This window comes from Enterobacter sp. Acro-832 (genome assembly GCF_011752745.1).
GTDB lineage: Bacteria > Pseudomonadota > Gammaproteobacteria > Enterobacterales > Enterobacteriaceae > Enterobacter > Enterobacter quasiroggenkampii.
This window is the reverse complement of record NZ_VWWX01000001.1, coordinates 1,052,291-1,074,359: the sequence shown is the minus strand read 5'-3', so window position 1 is coordinate 1,074,359 and position 22,069 is coordinate 1,052,291. Positions and strand designations below refer to the sequence as shown.

The 22,069-nt window shown below is 55.4% G+C and carries 14 protein-coding genes; 9 read left to right on the top strand and 5 right to left on the bottom strand.

What is annotated here, in order from left to right; translation table 11 throughout:
- Positions 1–266: 266 nt before the first annotated feature.
- Complete coding sequence (ubiG, locus tag F3J31_RS04915) at positions 267–995, bottom strand: bifunctional 2-polyprenyl-6-hydroxyphenol methylase/3-demethylubiquinol 3-O-methyltransferase UbiG (protein WP_167211662.1); 729 nt, start codon at positions 993–995, stop codon at positions 267–269.
- A 146-nt stretch (positions 996–1,141) separates the two neighbouring features.
- On the opposite strand from ubiG, the gene gyrA reads away from it, so the two are divergent.
- Together gyrA and rcsC are read left to right on the top strand one after the other, a co-directional pair.
- Positions 1,142–3,778, top strand: a complete 2,637-nt coding sequence (gyrA, locus tag F3J31_RS04910; protein WP_048224205.1) for a DNA topoisomerase (ATP-hydrolyzing) subunit A — start codon at positions 1,142–1,144, stop codon at positions 3,776–3,778.
- A 135-nt stretch (positions 3,779–3,913) separates the two neighbouring features.
- Complete coding sequence (gene rcsC, locus F3J31_RS04905; protein WP_104950479.1) at positions 3,914–6,760, top strand: two-component system sensor histidine kinase RcsC; 2,847 nt, start codon at positions 3,914–3,916, stop codon at positions 6,758–6,760.
- 111 nt (positions 6,761–6,871) lie between these two features.
- On the opposite strand, the gene rcsB is transcribed toward rcsC, so the two are convergent.
- Both rcsB and rcsD read right to left on the bottom strand, forming a co-directional pair.
- Positions 6,872–7,522 carry a response regulator transcription factor RcsB gene (rcsB, locus tag F3J31_RS04900; RefSeq protein WP_003859405.1) on the bottom strand — a complete coding sequence of 217 codons (651 nt, stop codon included), beginning with the start codon at positions 7,520–7,522 and terminating at the stop codon, positions 6,872–6,874.
- A gap of 16 nt (positions 7,523–7,538) precedes the next feature.
- Positions 7,539–10,211 carry a phosphotransferase RcsD gene (gene rcsD / locus F3J31_RS04895; RefSeq protein WP_045908706.1) on the bottom strand — a complete coding sequence of 891 codons (2,673 nt, stop codon included), beginning with the start codon at positions 10,209–10,211 and terminating at the stop codon, positions 7,539–7,541.
- A 743-nt stretch (positions 10,212–10,954) separates the two neighbouring features.
- On the opposite strand from rcsD, the gene F3J31_RS04890 reads away from it, so the two are divergent.
- The 6 genes from F3J31_RS04890 to mgtE all read left to right on the top strand — a co-directional run bounded on the left by F3J31_RS04890 (position 10,955) and on the right by mgtE (position 18,323).
- Positions 10,955–12,067 (top strand): porin OmpC, encoded by a 1,113-nt coding sequence (locus F3J31_RS04890; protein ID WP_048224198.1) that lies wholly within the window; start codon positions 10,955–10,957, stop codon positions 12,065–12,067.
- Between the two features lie 116 nt (positions 12,068–12,183).
- Complete coding sequence (apbE, locus tag F3J31_RS04885) at positions 12,184–13,239, top strand: FAD:protein FMN transferase ApbE (protein ID WP_045908705.1); 1,056 nt, start codon at positions 12,184–12,186, stop codon at positions 13,237–13,239.
- Between the two features lie 72 nt (positions 13,240–13,311).
- Positions 13,312–14,370, top strand: coding sequence for a bifunctional DNA-binding transcriptional regulator/O6-methylguanine-DNA methyltransferase Ada (ada, locus tag F3J31_RS04880; protein ID WP_167211659.1), 1,059 nt, complete (start codon positions 13,312–13,314; stop codon positions 14,368–14,370).
- On the top strand, positions 14,370–15,026 hold the full coding sequence (gene alkB / locus F3J31_RS04875) for a DNA oxidative demethylase AlkB (RefSeq protein WP_167211656.1): 657 nt from the start codon (positions 14,370–14,372) through the stop codon (positions 15,024–15,026). Before ada ends, alkB begins: the two co-directional genes overlap by 1 nt.
- A 69-nt stretch (positions 15,027–15,095) precedes the next feature.
- Positions 15,096–16,739, top strand: coding sequence for a multidrug ABC transporter permease/ATP-binding protein (locus F3J31_RS04870; protein WP_167211653.1), 1,644 nt, complete (start codon positions 15,096–15,098; stop codon positions 16,737–16,739).
- 147 nt (positions 16,740–16,886) lie between these two features.
- Positions 16,887–18,323 (top strand): magnesium transporter, encoded by a 1,437-nt coding sequence (mgtE, locus tag F3J31_RS04865; protein WP_045414667.1) that lies wholly within the window; start codon positions 16,887–16,889, stop codon positions 18,321–18,323.
- Here mgtE and F3J31_RS04860 read toward each other — a convergent pair.
- A complete protein-coding gene (locus tag F3J31_RS04860) occupies positions 18,286–19,575 on the bottom strand; it encodes a SulP family inorganic anion transporter (protein WP_167211650.1) in 1,290 nt (429 codons plus the stop codon). The genes mgtE and F3J31_RS04860 overlap by 38 nt on opposite strands.
- A gap of 187 nt (positions 19,576–19,762) precedes the next feature.
- Here F3J31_RS04860 and mqo point away from each other — a divergent pair, with 187 nt between their 5' ends.
- Positions 19,763–21,412, top strand: a complete 1,650-nt coding sequence (mqo, locus tag F3J31_RS04855) for a malate dehydrogenase (quinone) (protein ID WP_023344564.1) — start codon at positions 19,763–19,765, stop codon at positions 21,410–21,412.
- 93 nt (positions 21,413–21,505) lie between these two features.
- On the opposite strand, the gene eco is transcribed toward mqo, so the two are convergent.
- Complete coding sequence (gene eco, locus F3J31_RS04850) at positions 21,506–22,009, bottom strand: serine protease inhibitor ecotin (protein WP_045351839.1); 504 nt, start codon at positions 22,007–22,009, stop codon at positions 21,506–21,508.
- Positions 22,010–22,069 lie beyond the last annotated feature (60 nt).

Here is a 22,069-nt window from a genome sequence, read left to right as displayed (position 1 = left end):
ACTACATATAGGGGGTTTGCGATAAGAAAAACGCTATATGGTGAGTATTCTAGTATCGAATCTTTTCAGCACAAGGGTTGATTTTGACGTTAAATTGAGGTTGTGAAAGGGTAAAAAAGGCTAAGTCCTCGTACCGTAAGGCCTGGAAGACATGTCAATAATTAAGAAAAAAAATTCAAAATTTGATCGAGTGCTGATTTCTTCAACGGGAGGTCAGAATTGCGCAACATGATGTCGCGCAATCTTTATAAGAATAACGAATGACGTTAGTCGTTTTTGGCGGTTGTGTGCAACATATAGTTAACATCAACGCCCGGTGCGAGTTTGAATTTGTTGGTCAGCGGATTGTAGTGCAGGCCGGTGATGTGCTGCTCCTTGAGCCACGTCTGGTCAACCCAGCTTAACAGCTCCGCCGGCTTGATGAATTTCTTCACGTCATGCGTGCCTTTCGGCACCATGCGCAGCACATACTCCGCGCCGACGACGGCCATCAGCCAGGCTTTAGCGTTGCGGTTGAGGGTTGAGAAGAAGACCTGGCCGCCCGGTTTCACCAGTTTTGCACAGGCGTGCACCACGGATTGCGGATCGGGAACGTGCTCCAGCATCTCCATGCAGGTCACCACGTCGTACTGATGGGCATGTTTTGCCGCGTGTTCTTCCACGGTTTCCTGCACATAGTCTACCTGTATGCCAGACTCCAGCGCGTGAAGACGGGCAACCTGCAGCGGTTCAAAACCCATATCCAGGCCCGTGACATTCGCCCCTTCGCGCGCCATGCTTTCCGCCAGGATACCGCCGCCGCAGCCGACATCGAGCACTTTTTTACCGAACAGACCGCCGGAACGCTCCACAATATAGCCCAGACGCAGCGGGTTAATACGGTGCAGCGGTTTGAACTCACCTTCCAGATCCCACCAGCGGGACGCCACCGCTTCAAATTTGGCAATCTCTTCGTGGTCAACGTTGTGAGCCACCGGGGATTTTTCGGCATTCATGGGCGCTTTTACTCCTTATTTAGCAAGACGAATGAGTATATCAGGCAATCCCTGTGAATAAAGCGTATAGGTTTACCTCAATCACCTCGGCTGTGTTATAATTTGCGACCTTTGAATCCGGGATACAGTAGAGGGATAGCGGTTAGATGAGCGACCTTGCGAGAGAAATTACACCGGTTAACATCGAGGAAGAGCTGAAGAGCTCCTATCTGGACTATGCGATGTCGGTCATTGTTGGCCGTGCGCTGCCGGACGTCCGCGATGGCCTGAAGCCGGTACACCGTCGCGTACTATACGCCATGAACGTATTGGGCAATGACTGGAATAAAGCCTATAAAAAATCTGCCCGCGTCGTCGGTGACGTCATCGGTAAATATCACCCGCATGGTGATACCGCCGTTTATGACACCATCGTTCGTATGGCGCAGCCATTCTCCTTGCGCTACATGCTGGTAGATGGCCAGGGTAACTTTGGTTCAGTCGACGGCGACTCCGCTGCAGCGATGCGTTATACGGAAATCCGTATGTCGAAAATCGCTCATGAGCTGATGGCCGACCTGGAAAAAGAGACCGTTGATTTCGTCGATAACTACGACGGCACCGAGCGCATCCCAGATGTGATGCCCACCAAGATCCCGAACCTGTTAGTGAACGGTTCGTCCGGCATCGCGGTCGGTATGGCAACCAACATTCCGCCGCACAATATCACTGAGGTGATCAACGGCTGTCTGGCCTATATCGATGATGAAGACATCAGCATTGAAGGGCTGATGACACACATTCCGGGCCCGGACTTCCCGACGGCGGCGATCATCAACGGTCGTCGCGGTATTGAAGAAGCGTACCGTACCGGCCGCGGCAAGATTTACATCCGTGCCCGCGCCGAAGTGGAAGCGGATGCCAAAACCGGCCGTGAAACCATCATTGTTCACGAGATCCCGTATCAGGTGAACAAAGCGCGTCTGATTGAAAAAATCGCCGAGCTGGTAAAAGAAAAACGTGTTGAAGGCATCAGCGCGCTGCGTGACGAGTCTGACAAAGACGGTATGCGCATCGTGATTGAGATCAAACGCGACGCGGTGGGTGAGGTTGTCCTGAACAACCTGTACTCCCAGACGCAGCTTCAGGTCTCCTTCGGTATCAACATGGTTGCACTGCACCATGGTCAGCCGAAGATCATGAACCTGAAAGAGATCCTGAGCGCGTTCGTCCGTCACCGCCGTGAAGTGGTGACCCGTCGTACCATCTTCGAACTGCGCAAAGCGCGCGACCGTGCGCACATCCTTGAAGCGCTGGCGGTTGCGCTGGCCAATATCGACCCGATCATCGAACTGATCCGTCGTGCGCCAACCCCGGCGGAAGCGAAAACTGCGCTGATTTCCCGTCCGTGGGATCTGGGCAACGTCGCCGCGATGCTGGAACGTGCGGGCGATGACGCGGCGCGTCCTGAGTGGCTGGAACCTGAGTTCGGCGTGCGTGACGGTCAGTACTACCTGACGGAACAGCAGGCCCAGGCGATTCTGGATCTGCGTCTGCAGAAACTGACCGGCCTTGAGCATGAAAAACTGCTCGACGAATACAAAGAGCTGCTGGAACAGATTGCTGAGCTGCTGCACATTCTGGGCAGCGCAGAGCGCCTGATGGAAGTGATCCGCGAAGAGCTGGAGCTGGTCCGCGATCAGTTCGGCGACGAGCGCCGCACCGAAATCACCGCCAACAGCGCGGACATCAACATCGAAGACCTGATCAACCAGGAAGACGTTGTTGTGACCCTGTCTCACCAGGGCTACGTGAAGTATCAGCCTTTAACCGACTACGAAGCACAGCGTCGTGGCGGTAAAGGCAAATCTGCAGCACGTATTAAAGAAGAAGACTTCATTGACCGCCTGCTGGTGGCGAACACCCATGACACGATCCTCTGCTTCTCCAGCCGCGGTCGTCTGTACTGGATGAAAGTCTATCAGCTGCCGGAAGCAAGCCGTGGCGCGCGTGGTCGTCCAATCGTTAACCTGCTGCCGCTGGAAGCGAACGAACGTATCACCGCTATCCTGCCGGTACGCGAGTACGAAGAGGGCGTGAACGTCTTTATGGCGACCGCCAGCGGTACCGTGAAGAAAACCGCGCTGACCGAATTCAGCCGTCCGCGTTCTGCCGGTATTATCGCCGTAAACCTGAACGAAGGCGACGAGCTGATTGGCGTGGATCTGACCTCCGGTTCCGATGAAGTGATGCTGTTCTCTGCTGCCGGTAAAGTGGTGCGCTTCAAAGAAGACGCCGTTCGTGCGATGGGTCGTACCGCGACGGGCGTGCGTGGTATCAAGCTGGCTGGCGAAGACAGCGTTGTTTCTCTGATTATTCCGCGCGGTGAAGGGGCTATCCTGACCGTGACGCAGAATGGTTACGGTAAACGTACGGCGGAAGGGGAATACCCAACCAAGTCTCGCGGCACGCAGGGCGTCATCTCCATCAAGGTGACCGAGCGCAACGGTTCCGTTGTCGGCGCGGTGCAGGTGGACGATGCGGACCAGATCATGATGATCACCGATGCCGGTACGCTGGTGCGTACCCGCGTGTCTGAGATCAGCGTGGTGGGTCGTAACACCCAGGGCGTGATCCTCATCCGTACAGCGGAAGATGAAAACGTGGTGGGTCTGCAGCGCGTTGCCGAGCCAGTGGATGATGAAGAGCTCGACTCCATCGACGGTAGCGTCGCGGAAGGCGATGAGGATATCGCGCCGGAAGCCGACACCGACGATGACGTAGCGGACGACGCTGACGAGTAATGTCTCCTGATGCAAAAAAGGGCCGGATTCCGGCCCTTTTCTTTTGCACAAGCAGATAAGTCAACGTTGCGACCTGGCGCGTTTACCGCTACCTTAACCACATTCTTTTGACCCCGACGGCGGAGCCTCGCCCCCTTGAAATACCTCGTCTCCTTTCGTACTACGCTGAAAGTCTCTCGCTATCTGTTTCGGGCGCTGGCGCTCCTGCTTTGGCTGCTGGTGGCCCTGTTCTCGGTGTTTTACATCGTTAACGCCCTGCACCAGAAAGAAGCGGAGATCCGCCAGGAGTTTAACTTAAGCTCCGACCAGGCCCAGCGCTACATTCAGCGAACGTCTGACGTGATGAAGGAGCTGAAGTATATTGCCGAAAATCGTCTGACGGCGGAAAACGGTATCCTTGCGCTTCGCGGGCGTGATGACAAAACCGAAGTCCCGGACTTCCAGCCGCTGTTCCCGGATTCCGATTGCTCCACCATGAGCAATACCTGGCGCGGCTCTCTGGAATCGCTCGCCTGGTTTATGCGCTACTGGCGCGACAATTTCTCCGCCGCCTATGACCTGAACCGCGTCTTCCTGATTGGCAGCGAGAATCTCTGCATGGCTGACTTTGGCCTGCGCGACGTACCCGTTGAGCGTGACGATGCGCTGAAAAGCCTGCATGAACGTATTGTGAAATACCGCAATGCACCGCAGGACGAGCGCGGCAATAACATCTTCTGGGTGAGCCAGGGCCCGCGTCCGGGCGTGGGCTATTTCTACGCGCTGACGCCGGTTTATCTGGGCAATCGCCTGCAGGCGCTGCTGGGGATTGAGCAGACCATTCGCATGGAAAACTTCTTCACCCCGGGCAGCCTTCCCATGGGCGTGACCATTCTGGATGAAAACGGTCATCAGCTGATCTCACTTGCCGGGCCTGATAACCGTCTAAACGTCGAACCGCACTGGATGCAGGAGCGGTCGTGGTTTGGCTATACCTCAGGTTTCCGCGAGCTGGTGCTGAAGAAGAGCCTGCCGCCTTCGTCGCTCAGTATCGTCTATTCGCTGCCGGTGGATATGGTGCTTGAGCGGATACGCATTCTTATCATGAATGCGATTCTGCTCAACCTGCTGGCGGGGGGCGCGCTGTTTACGCTGGCGCGCATGTATGAGCGGAAAATCTTTATTCCTGCCGAAAGCGACGCCCAGCGACTGGAGGAACATGAGCAGTTTAACCGCAAGATTGTTGCCTCTGCGCCGGTGGGGATCTGTATTCTGCGTACCCAGGACGGGACCAATATCCTGAGTAACGAACTGGCACATAACTACCTGAACATGCTGACGCACGAAGACCGGCAGAGGCTGACGCAAATTATCTGCGGTCAGCAGGTTAACTTTGTCGACGTGTTGACCAGTACGCACACCAACCTGCAGATCAGCTTTGTGCATTCCCGCTATCGCAATGAAAACGTGGCGATTTGCGTGCTGGTGGATGTCTCCGCGCGCGTGAAGATGGAAGAGTCGTTGCAGGAGATGGCGCAGGCGGCAGAGCAGGCCAGCCAGTCGAAGTCCATGTTCCTTGCCACCGTCAGCCACGAGCTGCGTACGCCGCTGTACGGGATCATCGGTAACCTCGACCTGCTGCAGACTAAAGAGCTGCCGAAAGGTGTCGACCGGCTGGTGACGGCGATGAACAACTCCTCCAGCCTGCTGCTGAAAATCATCAGCGATATTCTGGACTTCTCTAAAATCGAGTCCGAGCAGCTGAAAATCGAGCCGCGCGAGTTTTCGCCGCGCGAGGTGATGAACCATATCAGCGCCAACTATCTCCCGCTGGTGGTGCGTAAACAGCTGGGGCTCTACTGCTTTATTGAGCCGGACGTTCCGCTGACGCTGCACGGCGATCCGATGCGCCTGCAGCAGGTCATCTCTAACCTGCTCAGCAACGCCATTAAATTCACCGATACCGGCTGTATTGTGCTGCACGTCTGCCGGGCGGGGGATTACCTGAGCATTCGCGTGCGCGACACGGGGGTCGGCATCCCGGCGAAGGAGGTGGTTCGCCTGTTCGACCCGTTCTTCCAGGTCGGGACCGGCGTGCAGCGTAACTTCCAGGGTACCGGACTGGGGCTGGCGATTTGTGAGAAGCTCGTCAGCATGATGGACGGTGATATCTCCGTGGATACCGAGCCCGGCATGGGCAGCCAGTTCACCATCCGCATTCCGCTCTATTCGGCGCAGTATCCGGCAAAAGCCACGGTAGACGGGCTGAGCGATAAGCGCTGCTGGCTGGCGGTGCATAACGCCTCGCTGAATGACTATCTGACGGCGCTGCTTACCCACAGCGGCGTGAGGGTGTGCCGCTATGAAGGTCAAACACCGGACGTGGACGATGTGCTGATCGCCGACGAGATGCCGGAACAGCCGTGGCAGGGGAGAGGGTCAGTGCTCTTCTGCCGTCGCCACATCGGTATCCCGGTTGAGCGTGCGCCAGGGGAATGGGTACACAGTGTCGCCACCCCGCACGAGCTGTTGAGCCTGCTGGCACGCATCTACAAAGTGGAACTGGAAGAGAGCGACGGCGCGGGCGGATTGCCGTCACCGGAGTCTCTGGCGTCGGTGAACGACGATATGATGATTCTGGTGGTGGATGACCATCCGATAAACCGTCGCCTGCTGGCTGACCAGCTTGGATCGCTGGGCTACCAGTGCAAAACCGCCAATGACGGCGTGGATGCGCTGAACGTGCTGAGTAAGAATCATATTGATATCGTGCTGAGCGACGTCAACATGCCCAACATGGACGGCTACCGTCTGACGCAGCGCATCCGACAGCTTGGCCTGACGTTGCCAGTGGTGGGCGTAACGGCGAACGCGCTGGCGGAAGAGAAACAGCGCTGTCTGGAGTCAGGCATGGACAGCTGTCTGTCGAAACCGGTGACGCTGGACGTGCTGAAGCAGACATTGTCGATTTACGCGGAGCGTGTGAGAAAAACGCGGATATAAAAAAGGCCCGGAAGGGCCTTTTTTAATTGCCCGGCGGTACTGCGCTTGCGCGGGCCTGCGGGTTCTGTAGGCCGGGTAAGCGCGAGCGCCACCCGGCATAAACAGCGGATATCAATCCTTGTCGGTTGCGCTCAGCGTGACGGAGGAGAGATAGTTCAGCAGAGCAATATCGTTATCCACGCCCAGCTTCATCATCGCTGATTTCTTCTGGCTGCTGATGGTTTTAATACTGCGGTTCAGCTTCTTGGCAATCTCGGTCACCAGGAAACCTTCTGCGAACAGGCGCAGAACTTCACTCTCTTTCGGCGACAGGCGTTTGTCACCGTAGCCACCCGCGCTGATTTTTTCCAGCAAACGAGAAACGCTTTCAGGCGTGAACTTCTTGCCTTTCTGCAGCGCCGCAAGCGCTTTAGGCAGATCGGTCGGTGCGCCTTGTTTCAGCACAATCCCTTCGATGTCCAGATCCAGAACCGCGCTCAGGATCGCCGGGTTGTTGTTCATGGTCAGAACAATGATCGAGATATCCGGGAAGTGACGTTTAATATATTTGATGAGCGTGATCCCATCACCGTATTTGTCTCCAGGCATGGAGAGATCGGTAATGAGCACGTGTGCATCAAGTTTTGGGAGGTTATTGATCAGTGCTGTGGAGTCTTCAAATTCACCGACTACATTCACCCACTCGATCTGTTCAAGTGATTTGCGAATACCGAACAGTACAATCGGATGGTCATCGGCAATAATTACGTTCATATTGTTCATGTATAAGGCTACCTTGCTACAGCAAGCTTTTGACGTAGGCGTCAATGTCGCTGATGTATTTTTCAATGCCAGAGGCATCTTTCTCACGAATTAGATGTTCCAGCGTTTCACATAACTGCTTGCCGGGAACCAGATTAAGCATGGCAAACACCCCTTTAAGCCGGTGTGCTGTCTGTGCCAGCGCTGCAAAATCATTTGCAGCGGACTCAGTATACAACCGCTTAACATCATCTGGTACTGTATCAACAAAGAGTGAATAGTATCCGCTGGCGTGAAGCTCGGCATTTTCATTACCGCCTAACGGTGATTCCGCTATCTCTTCCTGCGCCAGCTGCTCTTCTATTAGTTGTAGTACAGCTTCCTGCATCGCATTGCTTATATTAAAGTTGACGCGCAGCTGGCCAGGGCCGATTTTCCGCACGCCTGACTCATCATCGCTTAAAAGCAAGCCGGAGGCAGTAAGATTAGACGGATTATCAGTTAAAAACAGATCAAATTCTTGACTTGCAAGTCTTTCATCCGGCGTGATGCAGGCCGCACCCCAGTTTTCTAACTGACGAACGACAATATTGCGGATCTCGTTCGACGTAACATCGACCATCACCACGACATCATCCAGCAGACGCTCTTCATCTTCTTCCTGCGGATTGGCCGCCATTTTCACGTGCAGAGAATAGCGGGTGCCGAGAGATTCACGGGCCTTGATATTGAGATGGCCGCCGAGCTTACGCGCCAGCTGATCGCACAGCCAGAAGGTAAGGGCATTTGCCTTGCCGTAGCGATCGCTTTGCGTGTCATTCAGGAACGGGAAGTGCAGATTATCAATTTCACTCGTGGTGACGCCTTCCCCGGTGTCCAGGATGCGGAACGTCAGGCGGTCTTCTGCCGACTCCTCCGTACTGACTTCGAGGGTAATCTTGCCGATCTGCGTGGTGGTCACCGCGTACTGAATAATCATCAACAGTATGCGGCGCAGCGCTTCACGATCGCCGTGGCGCTCGTCATTTGCCGGAAGATTGTTATTGATCAGCAGTTGCAGCCCTTTGCGCTTAATCACGGGCAGGACTTCCGGAACCACTTCATCGATCAGATCCTGAATGGAGAAGAGGGTGGGGGTTCCCTTCCAGAAATCATTCTCCAGCATGTTCGCCAGCTGGATCTCATCAACCATTCTGACCAGCGAGTCGGCCTGGCAGGCAAGCTGGTGGCTTTCTGACGTATTTAACGCCGCCGCCTGGGTCGCCAGCGTTTTTAACGGCTGCTTGAAGGCATCGCCAATGTTCTGCATAAATGCGGCGCGCCCCTGCTGGTTTTTCTCATACAGTCTTTGCGCCTGCTTGAGCTTTTTATTCACCAGCACTTCGCGATCCTGATCGCGGATGATGAAGATTTGCGTACGTGAAGCCACTTGGCTGCGGAACTGGCGGATCTCGTACAGTTCATTGTTGATGGTGGCCTGAATCACCCCCTGGTGCTGATCCGCCATGGTGGTGATGTTCTGCAGGTTAAGATGCGGCAGCAGATGGTCGGCAATTTTATTGCTCATTACCGTACGATTTGCTTCCTGATCGTGAACTAAGACCCCAAGCGGCAGCACGGAAACAATCTCTTCATTCAGCGCGCGTAATACGCGCAGCTCATTGCTGGTTCCGGCCGGGACCGCCGCGGCGTCGCTCTGACGTCCCGACTGGAAGCGGAAGGTGCTGTAGCCAAATAGCGCCAGCGCCAGCAGACCGATATTCAGCAGCAGAGGCAACAGGATATTTTGCAGCGTGTCGAGCAACAGCGTACCAAACGGCACCTGCCACACCAGACGCATACCGGTCGAGTTCAGGGATGAGGCAATTTCGATTTTTGAACCGTTAAAGGAGATCGATACACTCTCTGCGGCCTCTTTGTCAGACGCCGCACGCATGTTCTGGGTGCTGCTGTCGGGCTCCAGACGGAAGCTATCGAGCGGCATATCCGGCGGGATTAAATCATTAATGGGTAAATCGAAGGCGACCACCGTCGCCAGATGTCCTGGCTGGTTGAAGGTGGTGCGCAGAGTAAAATAATGACCGTTTTGCCAGGCCAGGCGGCGCAGAGAAGAGAAGCTCTCACGTTCATCAAGGGCGTTCGCCTGCTGCAGCATCTCTGCCCGGCGGGAATCGACGATGCTGCCCACGGTGGTCTCTTTAAACCCGGAAGAGAGATCTTTTAACGGCAGCGTTGAGATCAGGATCATGCTGTTGTCCTGACCGTTCAGATAGTACATCGACCATGGCACCGTTTCGGCACCCCAGAGGGTATCCAGATAGGTCGAAATACGCTGTGTCATCTCAAGCGTCGCGCTGTCGTGAGAGCCAAAAATAAGCGCCTCAGTCTTACGCTGCGGTTTTTCGAGGTAATAGACATCCTGCTTAAGCCGTGTCTCCTGAAGTCCATCTCCGGATGAGGAGGCCGGTGCAGCTGCAATATTGTCGTAAATCTGCCAGGTGGCGTAGCGCCAGGTATCGATGCGCTTATGCACGGCGTGGGTGATATCGACGACCTGATAGCTTTTGTCCTTCAGCCAGGCATTAACCGCGCTTTGTACCATCACCCCCATGGTCACTAACAGCACAACGATCAAAAGAAGAAAGAAACGGGTGATGCTCCCGGGGAGGAGGGAGAATTTGCTCGGGGCGGTGGTTTCAGTCTGACTCATTGATATCTTTAACCCGTCATGGTCATGCTCTGTGGCGATAGGGCAGTATAAAGGGTAATAACTGAATTTCCAGCGCCACTGTCCGGGAAAAGGCGACTTTTTCAACGGACAATATCGGCAGCGTGTGGCGCAGTAAACATGTACAAACACGCCGGGCGCGTACAAATAATAAGTGCGCTCAGCCAGCAAATAGCACGAATTAACAAGAAATTAAGTTTTACATCAATTGTGCGTTCGCGAAGGACGGCCGATGAGAATTTAGTTAATAGTCGTTACAATTTCGGCGCGGTAGCACAAAAAATGAGAAGTTACGTAAAGAAAGGTAAAAAAAAACCGAATGCGAAGCATCCGGCTCAATTAGGGATAAACAGACATTCAAAACTGAATGACGGTAATAAATAAAGTTAATGATGATAGCGAGAGATATTTTAGAGATTAGGTGCGATCTTGTTTTGTCATTCAGTGCTGTAACGATTTTTATTATAACCTATTGATTATTATGGTTCTGTTTTTTCTTTTGATTATAAGTGCTAAATTTCTAAGCTATTTGTGCTTTGTAAAAGTTCCTTGATATTTACATTTTGAAACATGTTGACTGATAAATGAAACATCTTCAAAGTTTTCGTATCATATTCGCGTTGGATTATTCTGTAATTTTGCGGAGAATGAAATTGCCGACTGGTTAATGAGGGTTAACCAGTAAGCAGTGGCAATTATAAGGCATATAACAGAGGGTTAATAAAATGAAAGTTAAAGTACTGTCCCTCCTGGTACCAGCACTCCTGGTGGCAGGCGCAGCAAATGCGGCCGAAATTTATAACAAAGATGGCAACAAATTAGATCTGTACGGTAAAGTTGATGGTCTGCACTATTTCTCTGACGACAAGGGTAACGATGGCGACAAGACCTACATGCGTCTTGGCTTCAAAGGCGAAACTCAGGTTAACGATCAGCTGACCGGTTACGGCCAGTGGGAATATCAGATCCAGGGCAACACCAATGAAGGTGACAACCAGTCCTGGACGCGTGTGGCGTTCGCAGGTCTGAAGTTTGCTGAAGCTGGCTCCTTTGATTATGGTCGTAACTATGGCGTGATTTACGACGTGACCTCCTGGACCGACGTACTGCCAGAATTCGGCGGTGACACCTATGGTGCCGACAACTTCCTCCAGTCTCGTGCTAACGGCGTGGCAACCTACCGTAACCAGGACTTCTTCGGTCTGGTTGATGGCCTGAACTTTGCTCTGCAGTATCAGGGTAAAAACGGCAGCGTAAGCGGTGAAAACACTAACGGTCGCAGCCTGCTGAACCAGAACGGCGACGGCTACGGTGCATCCGTGACCTATAACCTGGGCGAAGGCTTCAGCGTGGGTGGTGCGATGTCCTCCTCCAAACGTACCGCCGACCAGAATGCAGCTGGCGTATACGGTAAGGGCGATCACGCAGAAGTCTATTCTGGTGGCCTGAAATACGATGCCAACAATATCTATCTGGCAGCGCAGTACTCTCAGACCTACAACGCAACCCGTTTCGGTACCTCTAACGGCAGCAACCCAACTACCGCTTACGGCTTTGCCAACAAAGCGCAGAACTTCGAAGTGGTTGCTCAGTACCAGTTCGACTTCGGCCTGCGTCCATCCGTGGCTTACCTGCAGTCTAAAGGCAAAGACATCGAAGGGTACGGCGATCAGGATCTGCTGAAATATGTTGATGTGGGTGCGACTTACTACTTCAACAAAAACATGTCCACCTACGTGGATTACAAAATCAACCTGGTTGATGAAAATGACTTCACCCGTCAGGCGGGTATCGGTACTGACGATATCGTCGCGCTGGGCCTGGTTTACCAGTTCTAATCGCGTTAACGTGTGACGTAAGGGGGCCTGATGGCCCCCTTTTTTGTGCTTCTCAGATTCTCACAACGCCCCTGTTTTGGTGTACTCTTGCCGCCCTGGCATGAGGATAATAATGAATGGACATGACTTTTTTACGCGCCAGCTTTCTGGCTATGCTTTTTTTCCTGACCGCGTGTAACGATCCCGCGACCGTGGCGAAAACCGATGCACCTGCCGCGACGGTGCTCGAAGGTAAAACGATGGGCACCTTCTGGCGCGTCAGCGTGATGAACCTCGATAAAACACGCACGGATGAACTTCGCGGCAAAATCCAGTCGCAGCTGGACGCCGACGATCAGCTGCTGTCGACCTATAAAAATGACTCGGCGCTGATGCGCTTTAACCTTTCGACCAGCACCTCTCTGTGGCCGGTGAGCGAGGCGATGGCCGATATCGTGACCGAGGCAATGCGCGTGGGTTATAAAACCAACGGGGCGATGGATGTGACCGTCGGTCCTCTGGTGAACCTCTGGGGATTTGGCCCCAATAAACAGCCGGTGAAGACGCCCGAACAGGCGGCCATTGATGACGCTCGCGCCCGGACAGGGCTACAGCATCTGACCGTGATCAACCAGTACGGGCAGCAGTACCTGCAAAAAGATATCCCCGATCTGTTTGTCGATCTGTCGACGGTCGGGGAAGGCTATGCGGCGGATCATCTTGCTGCACTGATGGCGCAGGAAGGAATTTCCCGATATCTGGTCTCGGTGGGCGGCGCGTTGGTCAGTCGGGGTATGAACGCCAGCGATAAACCGTGGCGCGTAGCGATTCAAAAACCAACCGATCGGCAAAATGCCGTGCAGGCGATAGTGGATATCAACGGACATGGCATCAGCACCTCCGGAAGCTATCGCAACTATTACGAGCTTGACGGGAAGCGTATTTCGCACGTGATTGATCCGCAGACCGGACGCCCCATCACGCATAACCTGGTCTCGGTGACGGTCATTGCCCCCACCGCGCTGGAAGCGGATGCCTGGGATACCGGATTAATGGTTCTCGGCCCGGAAAAAGCCAAAGAGGTGGTCCGTCAGGAAGGGCTGGCGGTTTATATGATCACCAAAGAGGGCGACGGGTTCAAAACCTGGAGCTCGCCGCAGTTCAACAGTTTCCTGGTCAGCGACAAAAATTAAAAAGCAAGGTTGCGGGTTTTTTATCGGTGGCGCTCAGGCACGCTCTATGTATGCTTATACGAGGAGCCGATCATGAAAAACCCAACCTTAATGACCGATGAGGATCGCTGGCGGGCCGTGCTGGCCCGCGATCCGCTCGCTGACGATCAGTTTGTCTTCGCCGTGCAGACGACGGGTATTTTCTGCCGCCCGTCATGCCGTGCCCGCCACGCGCTGCGTAAAAATGTCTGTTTTTATCCTGATGCCCACCATGCCGCGCAGGCAGGCTTTCGTCCGTGCAAGCGCTGCATGCCGGACAAACGCGATCCTCAGGCGCAGAAGCTGGCAAAAGTGGAACATGCCTGCCGGCTTCTGGAGCAGGATCCCGCGTTAACCCTGGAGAGACTGGCGGAGCAGGTTGCCATGAGTCCTTTCCATTTCCACCGCCTGTTTAAGTCGGTGACCGGCATGACGCCAAAAGCCTGGCAGCAGGCTGCGCGGGGTCAGCGTCTGCGCACCGCGCTTGCGCAGGGAGACAAAATTACCGATGCCGTGCTGGCGGCGGGATTTCCCGACAGCAGCAGCTATTATCGTAAAGCCAACGATGCGTTGGGCATGACGGCGAAGCAGTACCGTAAAGGAGAGGTGGCCGTGCGGTATGCCATCCATGACTGTTCGCTAGGACGCTGTCTGGTCGCCGAAAGCGAGCGGGGGATCTGCGCGATTCTGCTGGGTGACACCGATGCGGAAGTCACCGCAGAGCTTGCCACGCAATTTCCAAAAGCTACGCACGCGCCGCTGGACGGCGCCTTTGTGCAGCGGATCCACCAGGTCATTGCCAGTATTGATAACCGCGACGTACCGCTTGCGCTGCCGCTGGATATTCGCGGTACCGCGTTCCAGCAGCGCGTCTGGCAGGCCCTTCGCACTATTCCCTGCGGCGAAACGGCAAGCTATCAGCAGGTGGCGCAGGCGATTGGCCAACCCAGTGCGGTACGCGCCGTAGCAGGCGCCTGTGCGGCAAACACGCTGGCAATTGTGATCCCCTGCCATCGGGTGGTTCGCAACGACGGTGCGCTGTCGGGCTATCGCTGGGGGACGGCGCGAAAAGCCCTGTTACTGAAACGTGAGGCGAAACGCCGGGAGGAATAATGCTCGATCTTTTTGCGGATGCTGAACCCTGGCAGGAACCGCTTGCGCCAGGGGCGGTGATCCTCCGCCGCTTTGCACTCTCCCGTGCGGAGGCGTTGCTTGCCGGTATTGAAGAGGTCACGGCGGTTTCACCGTTTCGCCATATGGTGACACCGGGCGGCTACACCATGTCGGTGGCCATGGCCAACTGCGGCGAACTGGGCTGGGCGACAAACGAACGTGGGTATGTGTATGCTCCAAACGATCCCACGACCGACCGGCCGTGGCCTCCCATGCCTGAGGTTTTTCAGGCACTTTGTCACGAGGCTGCCGTGGCGGCGGATTATCCGGATTTTCGTCCTGATGCCTGTCTGATTAACCGCTACGCCGTCGGTGCGAAGCTCTCGCTGCATCAGGACAAGGATGAGCCCGATCTGCGCGCGCCTATCGTTTCGGTATCGTTAGGCCTGCCTGCCGTCTTTCAGTTTGGGGGATTACGCCGCAACGATCCGCTCAAACGCATTATGCTGGAACATGGCGATGTGGTGGTGTGGGGCAGGGAATCGCGGCTTTATTATCACGGCATTCAGCCGCTGAAACCCGGCGTCCACCCCCTCACGGGGGAGTACCGCTTTAATCTGACCTTCCGTCAGGCGGGGATGCGTAAACTAAAATAAGAATTATTCTTGATGTCCGCGCAGGGCAGTTTACACTGCTCGCTGATTTTTATTGTCCGGATTGCCTGCATGCAACTACTTCTCCTCGTCTGGCGTCAGTACTGCTGGCCCTTCATCGCCGTTATGGCGTTAAGCCTGGCCAGCGCCGCACTGGGTATTGGCCTGATCGCGTTTATTAACGTGCGGTTGATTGAAATGGTCGACACCTCGCTCTCCGTATTGCCGGAGTTTCTTGGCCTGCTGCTGCTGCTGATGGCGGTTACGCTCGGCTCCCAGCTGGCGCTGACCGCGCTCGGCCACCATTTCGTTTTTCGTTTGCGCAGTGAGTTTATCAAGCGGATCCTGGACACCCAGGTCGAACGCGTTGAGCAGCTCGGCAGCGCCTCCCTGTTGGCGGGGCTGACCAGCGACGTACGCGCCATTACCATCGCGTTCGTTCGTCTGCCCGAGCTGGTGCAGGGGATCATTCTGACCTTTGGCTCGGCGGCCTATCTCGCCTGGCTCTCCAGCAAAATGCTGGCGGTGACTGCGCTGTGGATCGCCATTACCATCTGGGGCGGTTTTGTCCTGGTGTCACGCGTCTATAAACACATGGCGGTGCTGCGCGAAACCGAAGATAAGCTCTATAACGACTACCAGACGGTACTGGAAGGGCGCAAAGAACTCACCCTGAACCGCGAGCGCGCCGAGTATATCTTTAACCATCTCTATATTCCGGACGCACACGAGTACCGGCATCACATCATTCGCGCTGATACCTTCCACCTGAGTGCGGTGAACTGGTCAAACATTATGATGCTGGGCGCCATTGGTCTGGTATTCTGGATGGCGAACAGCCTGGGCTGGGCGGACACCAACGTCGCGGCAACCTACTCGCTGACGCTGCTGTTTTTGCGCACGCCGCTGCTCTCGGCGGTCGGCGCGTTGCCCACCTTACTGAGTGCGCAGGTGGCCTTTAATAAGCTCAACAAATTCGATCTCGCGCCGTTTAAAGCCGAATTCCCGCGCCCGCAAGCCTTCCCTGACTGGCAGACGCTGGAGCTGCGTAACGTCACGTTCCGCTATCAGGACAGCGCCTTCTCCGTGGGGCCGGTCAACCTGACGATCCGCCGCGGCGAGCTGCTGTTCCTGATTGGCGGCAACGGCAGCGGTAAATCGACGCTGGCGATGCTGCTCACCGGGCTTTATCAGCCGCAGTCGGGCGAGATTTTACTGGATGGCAGAGCGCTGAGCGCGGAGAAGCCCGAGGATTACCGCAAGCTTTTCTCGGCGGTGTTCACCGACGTCTGGCTGTTTGAGCAACTGCTGGGTCCGGAAGGGCAGCAGGCCAATCCTGCGCTGGTGGAAAAATGGCTGGCGCAGCTGCAGATGTCCCACAAGCTGGAACTTCAGGATGGTAAAATTCTCAATCTGAAGCTTTCCAAAGGGCAGAAAAAGCGCGTGGCGCTGCTGCTGGCGCTGGCGGAAGAGCGTGACATCATTCTGCTGGATGAGTGGGCGGCGGATCAGGACCCGCACTTCCGCCGCGAGTTTTATCAGGTGCTGCTGCCGCTGATGCAGCAGATGGGTAAAACCATTTTCGCCATCAGCCACGACGATCATTACTTTATTCATGCCGACCGTCTGCTGGAGATGCGCGACGGCAGGCTGAGCGAGCTGACCGGTGAAGAGCGCGATGCAGCCTCGCGTGACGCGGTGGCGCGCACGGCCTGATGCCCTCACCCTAACCCTCTCCCACAGGGAGAGGGGATAATCGTGGCCGTAATGCTGCTTTTTTCTCCATCCCGCCCCATTGTTTATTCTTATTTACATATCCTCGCGCTATGCTTAATACCAACTTATTTCATGGATTTATGATTGATGTCGGTATTAAAGAAAAACAGCGCCAGACAGCGTGACCAGGAACGTGCGCGACTGATCTGGCTTCTCACGACCGATAAAGCGGTCACCTCTACGCTATTAGGCAAACTGACCCTGGCTGAGCAATATGATGTCGGCACTTTAGCCGACGATATTGCTGAGGTAGGTGCGCTGGTTGCTCACTTACCCCCGCCGGATCTGGCGGATACCCTGGAAGCGCTTCCCTCGGAAGAACGTCACGCCCTGTGGCGGCTGGTGCAGGATCACGAGCGCGGACAGGTGCTGCTTGAGGCCTCCGAAAACGTCTGGGACGACCTGATCGATGAGATGAGCGACCGGGATATTCTCGACGCTCTGCAAACCCTGGATATCGACGAACAGATTTACCTGGTTCAGCATCTGCCGCGAAACCTGACCGGCCGTCTGCTGGCGTCACTGCCTGCCGATGAACGCGCGCGCGTGCGTCAGGTGATGCACTACGAGAAAAACAGCGTCGGCGCGATCATGGAGTTCGGCGTTATCACGGTGCGCCCGGACGTGACGCTCGGCACCGTACAGCGCTATCTGCGTCGCCTGGGCAAAATGCCGGATAACACCGATAAGCTGTTTGTTACCTCCCGGGATAAAACCCTGCTCGGCGAGCTGGAGCTGAAAACCATCCTGCTCAACAGCACCCAGCGGAAGGTGAGCGAGGTGATGGAAAACGAGCCGATGGTCTTCTCCCCGGAGGACGATGCCGAGAAAGCGGCGCGTACCTTCGAACGTGACGACCTCGTCAGTGCCGCCGTCGTGGACTCCGTTGGCAAACTGATGGGGCGTCTGACCATCGACGAGATCGTTGACGTCGTTTATGAAGAAACCGACAACGACCTGCGTGCGCTGGGGGGGATCAGTGCGGGAGATGACGTCCATGCCTCCGTCGGCAAGGCGGTGAAAACGCGCTGGGCGTGGCTGGCCATTAACCTGTGTACCGCGTTTATCGCCTCCCGCGTGATTGACGGTTTTGAACATACCATTTCGCAGCTGGTGGCGCTGGCCTCGCTGATGCCGATTGTGGCCGGGATTGGCGGTAATACTGGCAATCAGACTATCACGATGATCGTTCGCGCGCTGGCGCTGGAGAATATTCAGCCCGGCAACTTCGCCTTTCTGATCTTCAGAGAGATGGGTGTGGCGTTGATCAACGGCCTGGTCTGGGGCGGGATTATGGGGGGCATCACCTGGTGGTTGTATGACGATATGGCGCTGGGTGGGGTGATGATGCTGGCGATGGTGCTGAATCTGCTGGTGGCATCGATGATGGGCGTTATTATCCCGTTGACCATGACCAAACTGGGTCGCGACCCCGCGGTGGGGTCGAGCGTGATGATCACCGCCATCACCGATACCGGCGGTTTCTTTATTTTTCTTGGGCTGGCGACGATTTTTCTGCTTTAAGCCGACGCTTAATGCGGGCGGGAAGCAGCACCATGACGATAATCCCGCCCAGCACGCCAATCGCCAGATTGCCGGTTGATACCGTGGCGGCAACGGTCACCAGCATGACGACCGTTTCTGCAATCGGAGCCGTTTTCAGCGTGGCCGGCTGAAGGCTGTGCCAGCTGAAGGTTTTGACGGCGACAATCGCCATAATACCCGCCAGCACCGCCATCGGGATGTTGGCCATCACGTCGCTGAGCGCCGTCACCAGGATCAGCAGCACGATGCCCGCAGCGAAGGTTGAAATGCGGCTTCGGCCTTTCCCCATCTCAACGTTAACGATGGTTTGTCCGATCATCGCGCAGCCCGCAATACCACCGTAAAATCCGGCCAGGATATTGCCGACGCCTAATCCAATGCTTTCGCGGCGTTTACTTGACGGCGTCGCGGTCAGCTCATCCACCAGCTTTGCGGTCAGCAGGGATTCCAGCAGGCCGACAAACGCGATGCTCAACGCGCACGGCCAGATTATGCTCAGCGTCTGTAGATTGAGAGGGACCAGAAGTTCGCTAAGACCCGGCAAGCCGCCGCTCATGGCGCCTTCATCGCCCACGGTCGGCAGGCTTTGCCCGGTTGAAACGGTAAACAAGGTTAACAGCACAATCGCAATCAGTGGGGAAGGGATGCTTTTGATATAGCGCGGCACCCACAGCACGATCAGTACCGTCAGCACGAACAGGCCCACAATCAGCGGGCTTCGGCTCCAGAAATGGGGAACCTGCGCAAAGAAAATCAATATCCCGAGGGCGTTAACAAACCCGGTCATGACCGACTGGGGAATAAAGCGCATCAGCCTTGCCATGCCCAGCACGCCAAAAAGAATCTGAATCACGCCAGCCATGAGCACGGCGGGAAGAATGTACTGTACGCCGTGCTGATGCACCATGGGCCCAATAACCAGCGCCACGGAACCGGCCGCGGCCGTGACCATCGCCGGGCGACCGCCCAGTACAGACAGGGCAAGACAGAGCACCACGGAAGCGATCAGGCTGACCTTCGGGTCAACGCCCGCCACCACGGAAAATGAGATGACCTCGGGGATCAGCGCCAGGGCGGTAATCACGCCCGCCAGCGTTTCACGCGTCAGCTGCTTAGGGGAACGCAGCACGTTGGCGACACGGTTTTCGGGAGATAAAGGAGAATGGGGTAGGTACATAACGTTTCGCTGGTTAGGGCAGGCTTCCGTGCGCGCGATCACAAAACGCAACATACTAGCCCGTTAAACCGCCCTTTACCAGACGCTTCGATAATTCCTCACAAACAATCCATCATTAAATTTCACAATTACAATAATTTCGTAACCTTTAAACAATATTTAAAAGTTGTTACCGTGCCCCCGCAGCTTTTTTCACCTGCAATTTCCACGCATCAAGCACTTTTACACTAAGGCATAAATTATGAAAAAAATGACTGCCATGCTCTTTTCTCTGGCCGTGGGGCTTAACACCGTCTCCATGGCGGCGAAAGCTGACGCACCAAAAGAGCAGGAAACGGACGTCCTTTTAATCGGTGGCGGTATCATGAGCGCCACGCTGGGAACCTATCTGCAAGAACTGCAGCCGGACTGGTCAATGACCATGGTCGAGCGCCTTGATGGCGTGGCGCAGGAGAGTTCGAACGGCTGGAACAACGCCGGTACCGGCCATTCGGCACTCATGGAACTGAACTATACGCCGCAGAAAAAGGACGGTTCCATTAGTATCGAGAAAGCGGTAGAGATCAACGAGGCGTTCCAGGTTTCTCGTCAGTTCTGGTCTCACCAGGTCAACAGCGGCGTGCTGCACGACCCGCACTCCTTTATCAATACCGTACCGCACATGAGCTTTGTGTGGGGCGAGCAGAACGTCAACTTCCTGCGTGCGCGCTACGCCGCACTGCAGCAGAGCACGCTGTTCCGCGGGATGAAATACTCTGAAGATCACGCGCAGATTAAAGAGTGGGCTCCGCTGGTCATGGAAGGTCGTGACCCGAACCAGAAAGTGGCGGCGACCCGTACCGAAATTGGTACCGACGTCAACTACGGTGAAATTACCCGTCAGCTGGTGACGTCTCTGAAGAAAAAAGAGAACTTCAACCTGCAGCTCAGCACCGAAGTGCGCGGTTTCAAGCGCAACGCGGATAACAGCTGGAGCGTGACCGTTGCCGATCTGAAAAACAATGAAGCCGAGCACGTCATCAAGGCGAAGTTTGTCTTTATCGGTGCGGGCGGCGCGGCGCTGAAGCTGCTGCAGGAGTCCGGCATTCCGGAAGCGGACGACTACGCGGGCTTCCCGGTCGGCGGTCAGTTCCTGGTGTCCGATAACCCGGAAGTGGTGAACCGTCATCTGGCAAAAGTGTACGGTCAGGCTTCCGTGGGCGCGCCGCCAATGTCTGTTCCGCACATCGACACCCGTATGCTTGACGGCAAACGCGTGGTGCTGTTTGGACCGTTCGCGACCTTCTCCACGAAGTTCCTGAAAAACGGCTCCCTGTGGGATCTGCTGAGCGCAACCACCACCTCTAACGTCAAGCCGATGATGGACGTGGGGCTGGATAACTTCGATCTGGTGAAATACCTGATTAGCCAGGTGATGCTCTCTGACGACGACCGTTTCGAGGCGCTGAAAGAGTACTATCCGCAGGCGAAGAAAGAAGACTGGCGCCTGTGGCAGGCGGGTCAGCGCGTACAGATCATCAAGCGCGATCCGAAAGAGGGCGGCGTGCTGCGTCTGGGCACCGAAGTGGTAAGCGATAAGGATGGCACCATCGCCGCGCTGCTGGGTGCGTCACCGGGTGCGTCTACCGCTGCGCCAATCATGCTGCACCTGATGGAAAAAGTGTTTAAAGATAAAGTCGCCAGTCCGGAATGGCAGGCGAAGCTGAAGACCATTATTCCATCCTACGGCACGAAGCTGAACGGTAACGTGAGCGCGACGGAGCAGGAGCTGGAATACACCAGCCGCGTACTGCAGCTGCAGTACATCAAACCGCAGGCTGCGGATGCTGCGCCAAAAGCGGAGCTGAAGCCTCAGCCGGAAAACAAACCGGTTGCGGATATCGCGCTGTAAGGTAAAAAAGCCGGGTGGCGCTGACGCCTACCCGGCCTATGTTCGGTGTTGTTTTGTAGGTCGGGTAAGGCGAAGCCGCCACCCGACCTAATTTCAACGTACGACAGCCTGCTCAATCTTCTCTTCAGCCTTCCACACGCGATACTTCACTTCCACGTTTTCAGGCGTATAAACCACGATCGGCAACTTGCTGTTGTAGCGCAGCAGGCTATTGTCGCCCAGATACGCTGTCACAAATTTCTTCTCTTTCTTGCCATCCGGGCAGGCCATCATGGTGGAGACCGGCGAGGTCACTTTATCAAAGACGTAGTAGTCGTAACCCCAGCCTTCCAGCGTTTTGCTTTCCAGCTGACCACCCAGGCGATGCTGGTTGCAATCCACTTCCAGCGTCTTGCCAATTAACAGCTCTACTTTGAAATTCGCTTCATCCTGCTGTGCCGGCAGCTGGATCACCTGACGCTTCATCCCTTTATCCGCTTTCGGATACGGGGCGACTTTTTCCAGCGGCTGCTCTTTAGGTGTTTCGCTGGCGAAAGCACTGGTGCTGACACACGCGGCGGCGATGAGTGCGATGGCAAATTTAGGTGCGTTTTTCATTGTCATTCCTTTATGTCAAAACGATCCTGCACAGGTTAACATATCAACTATGAATGATTG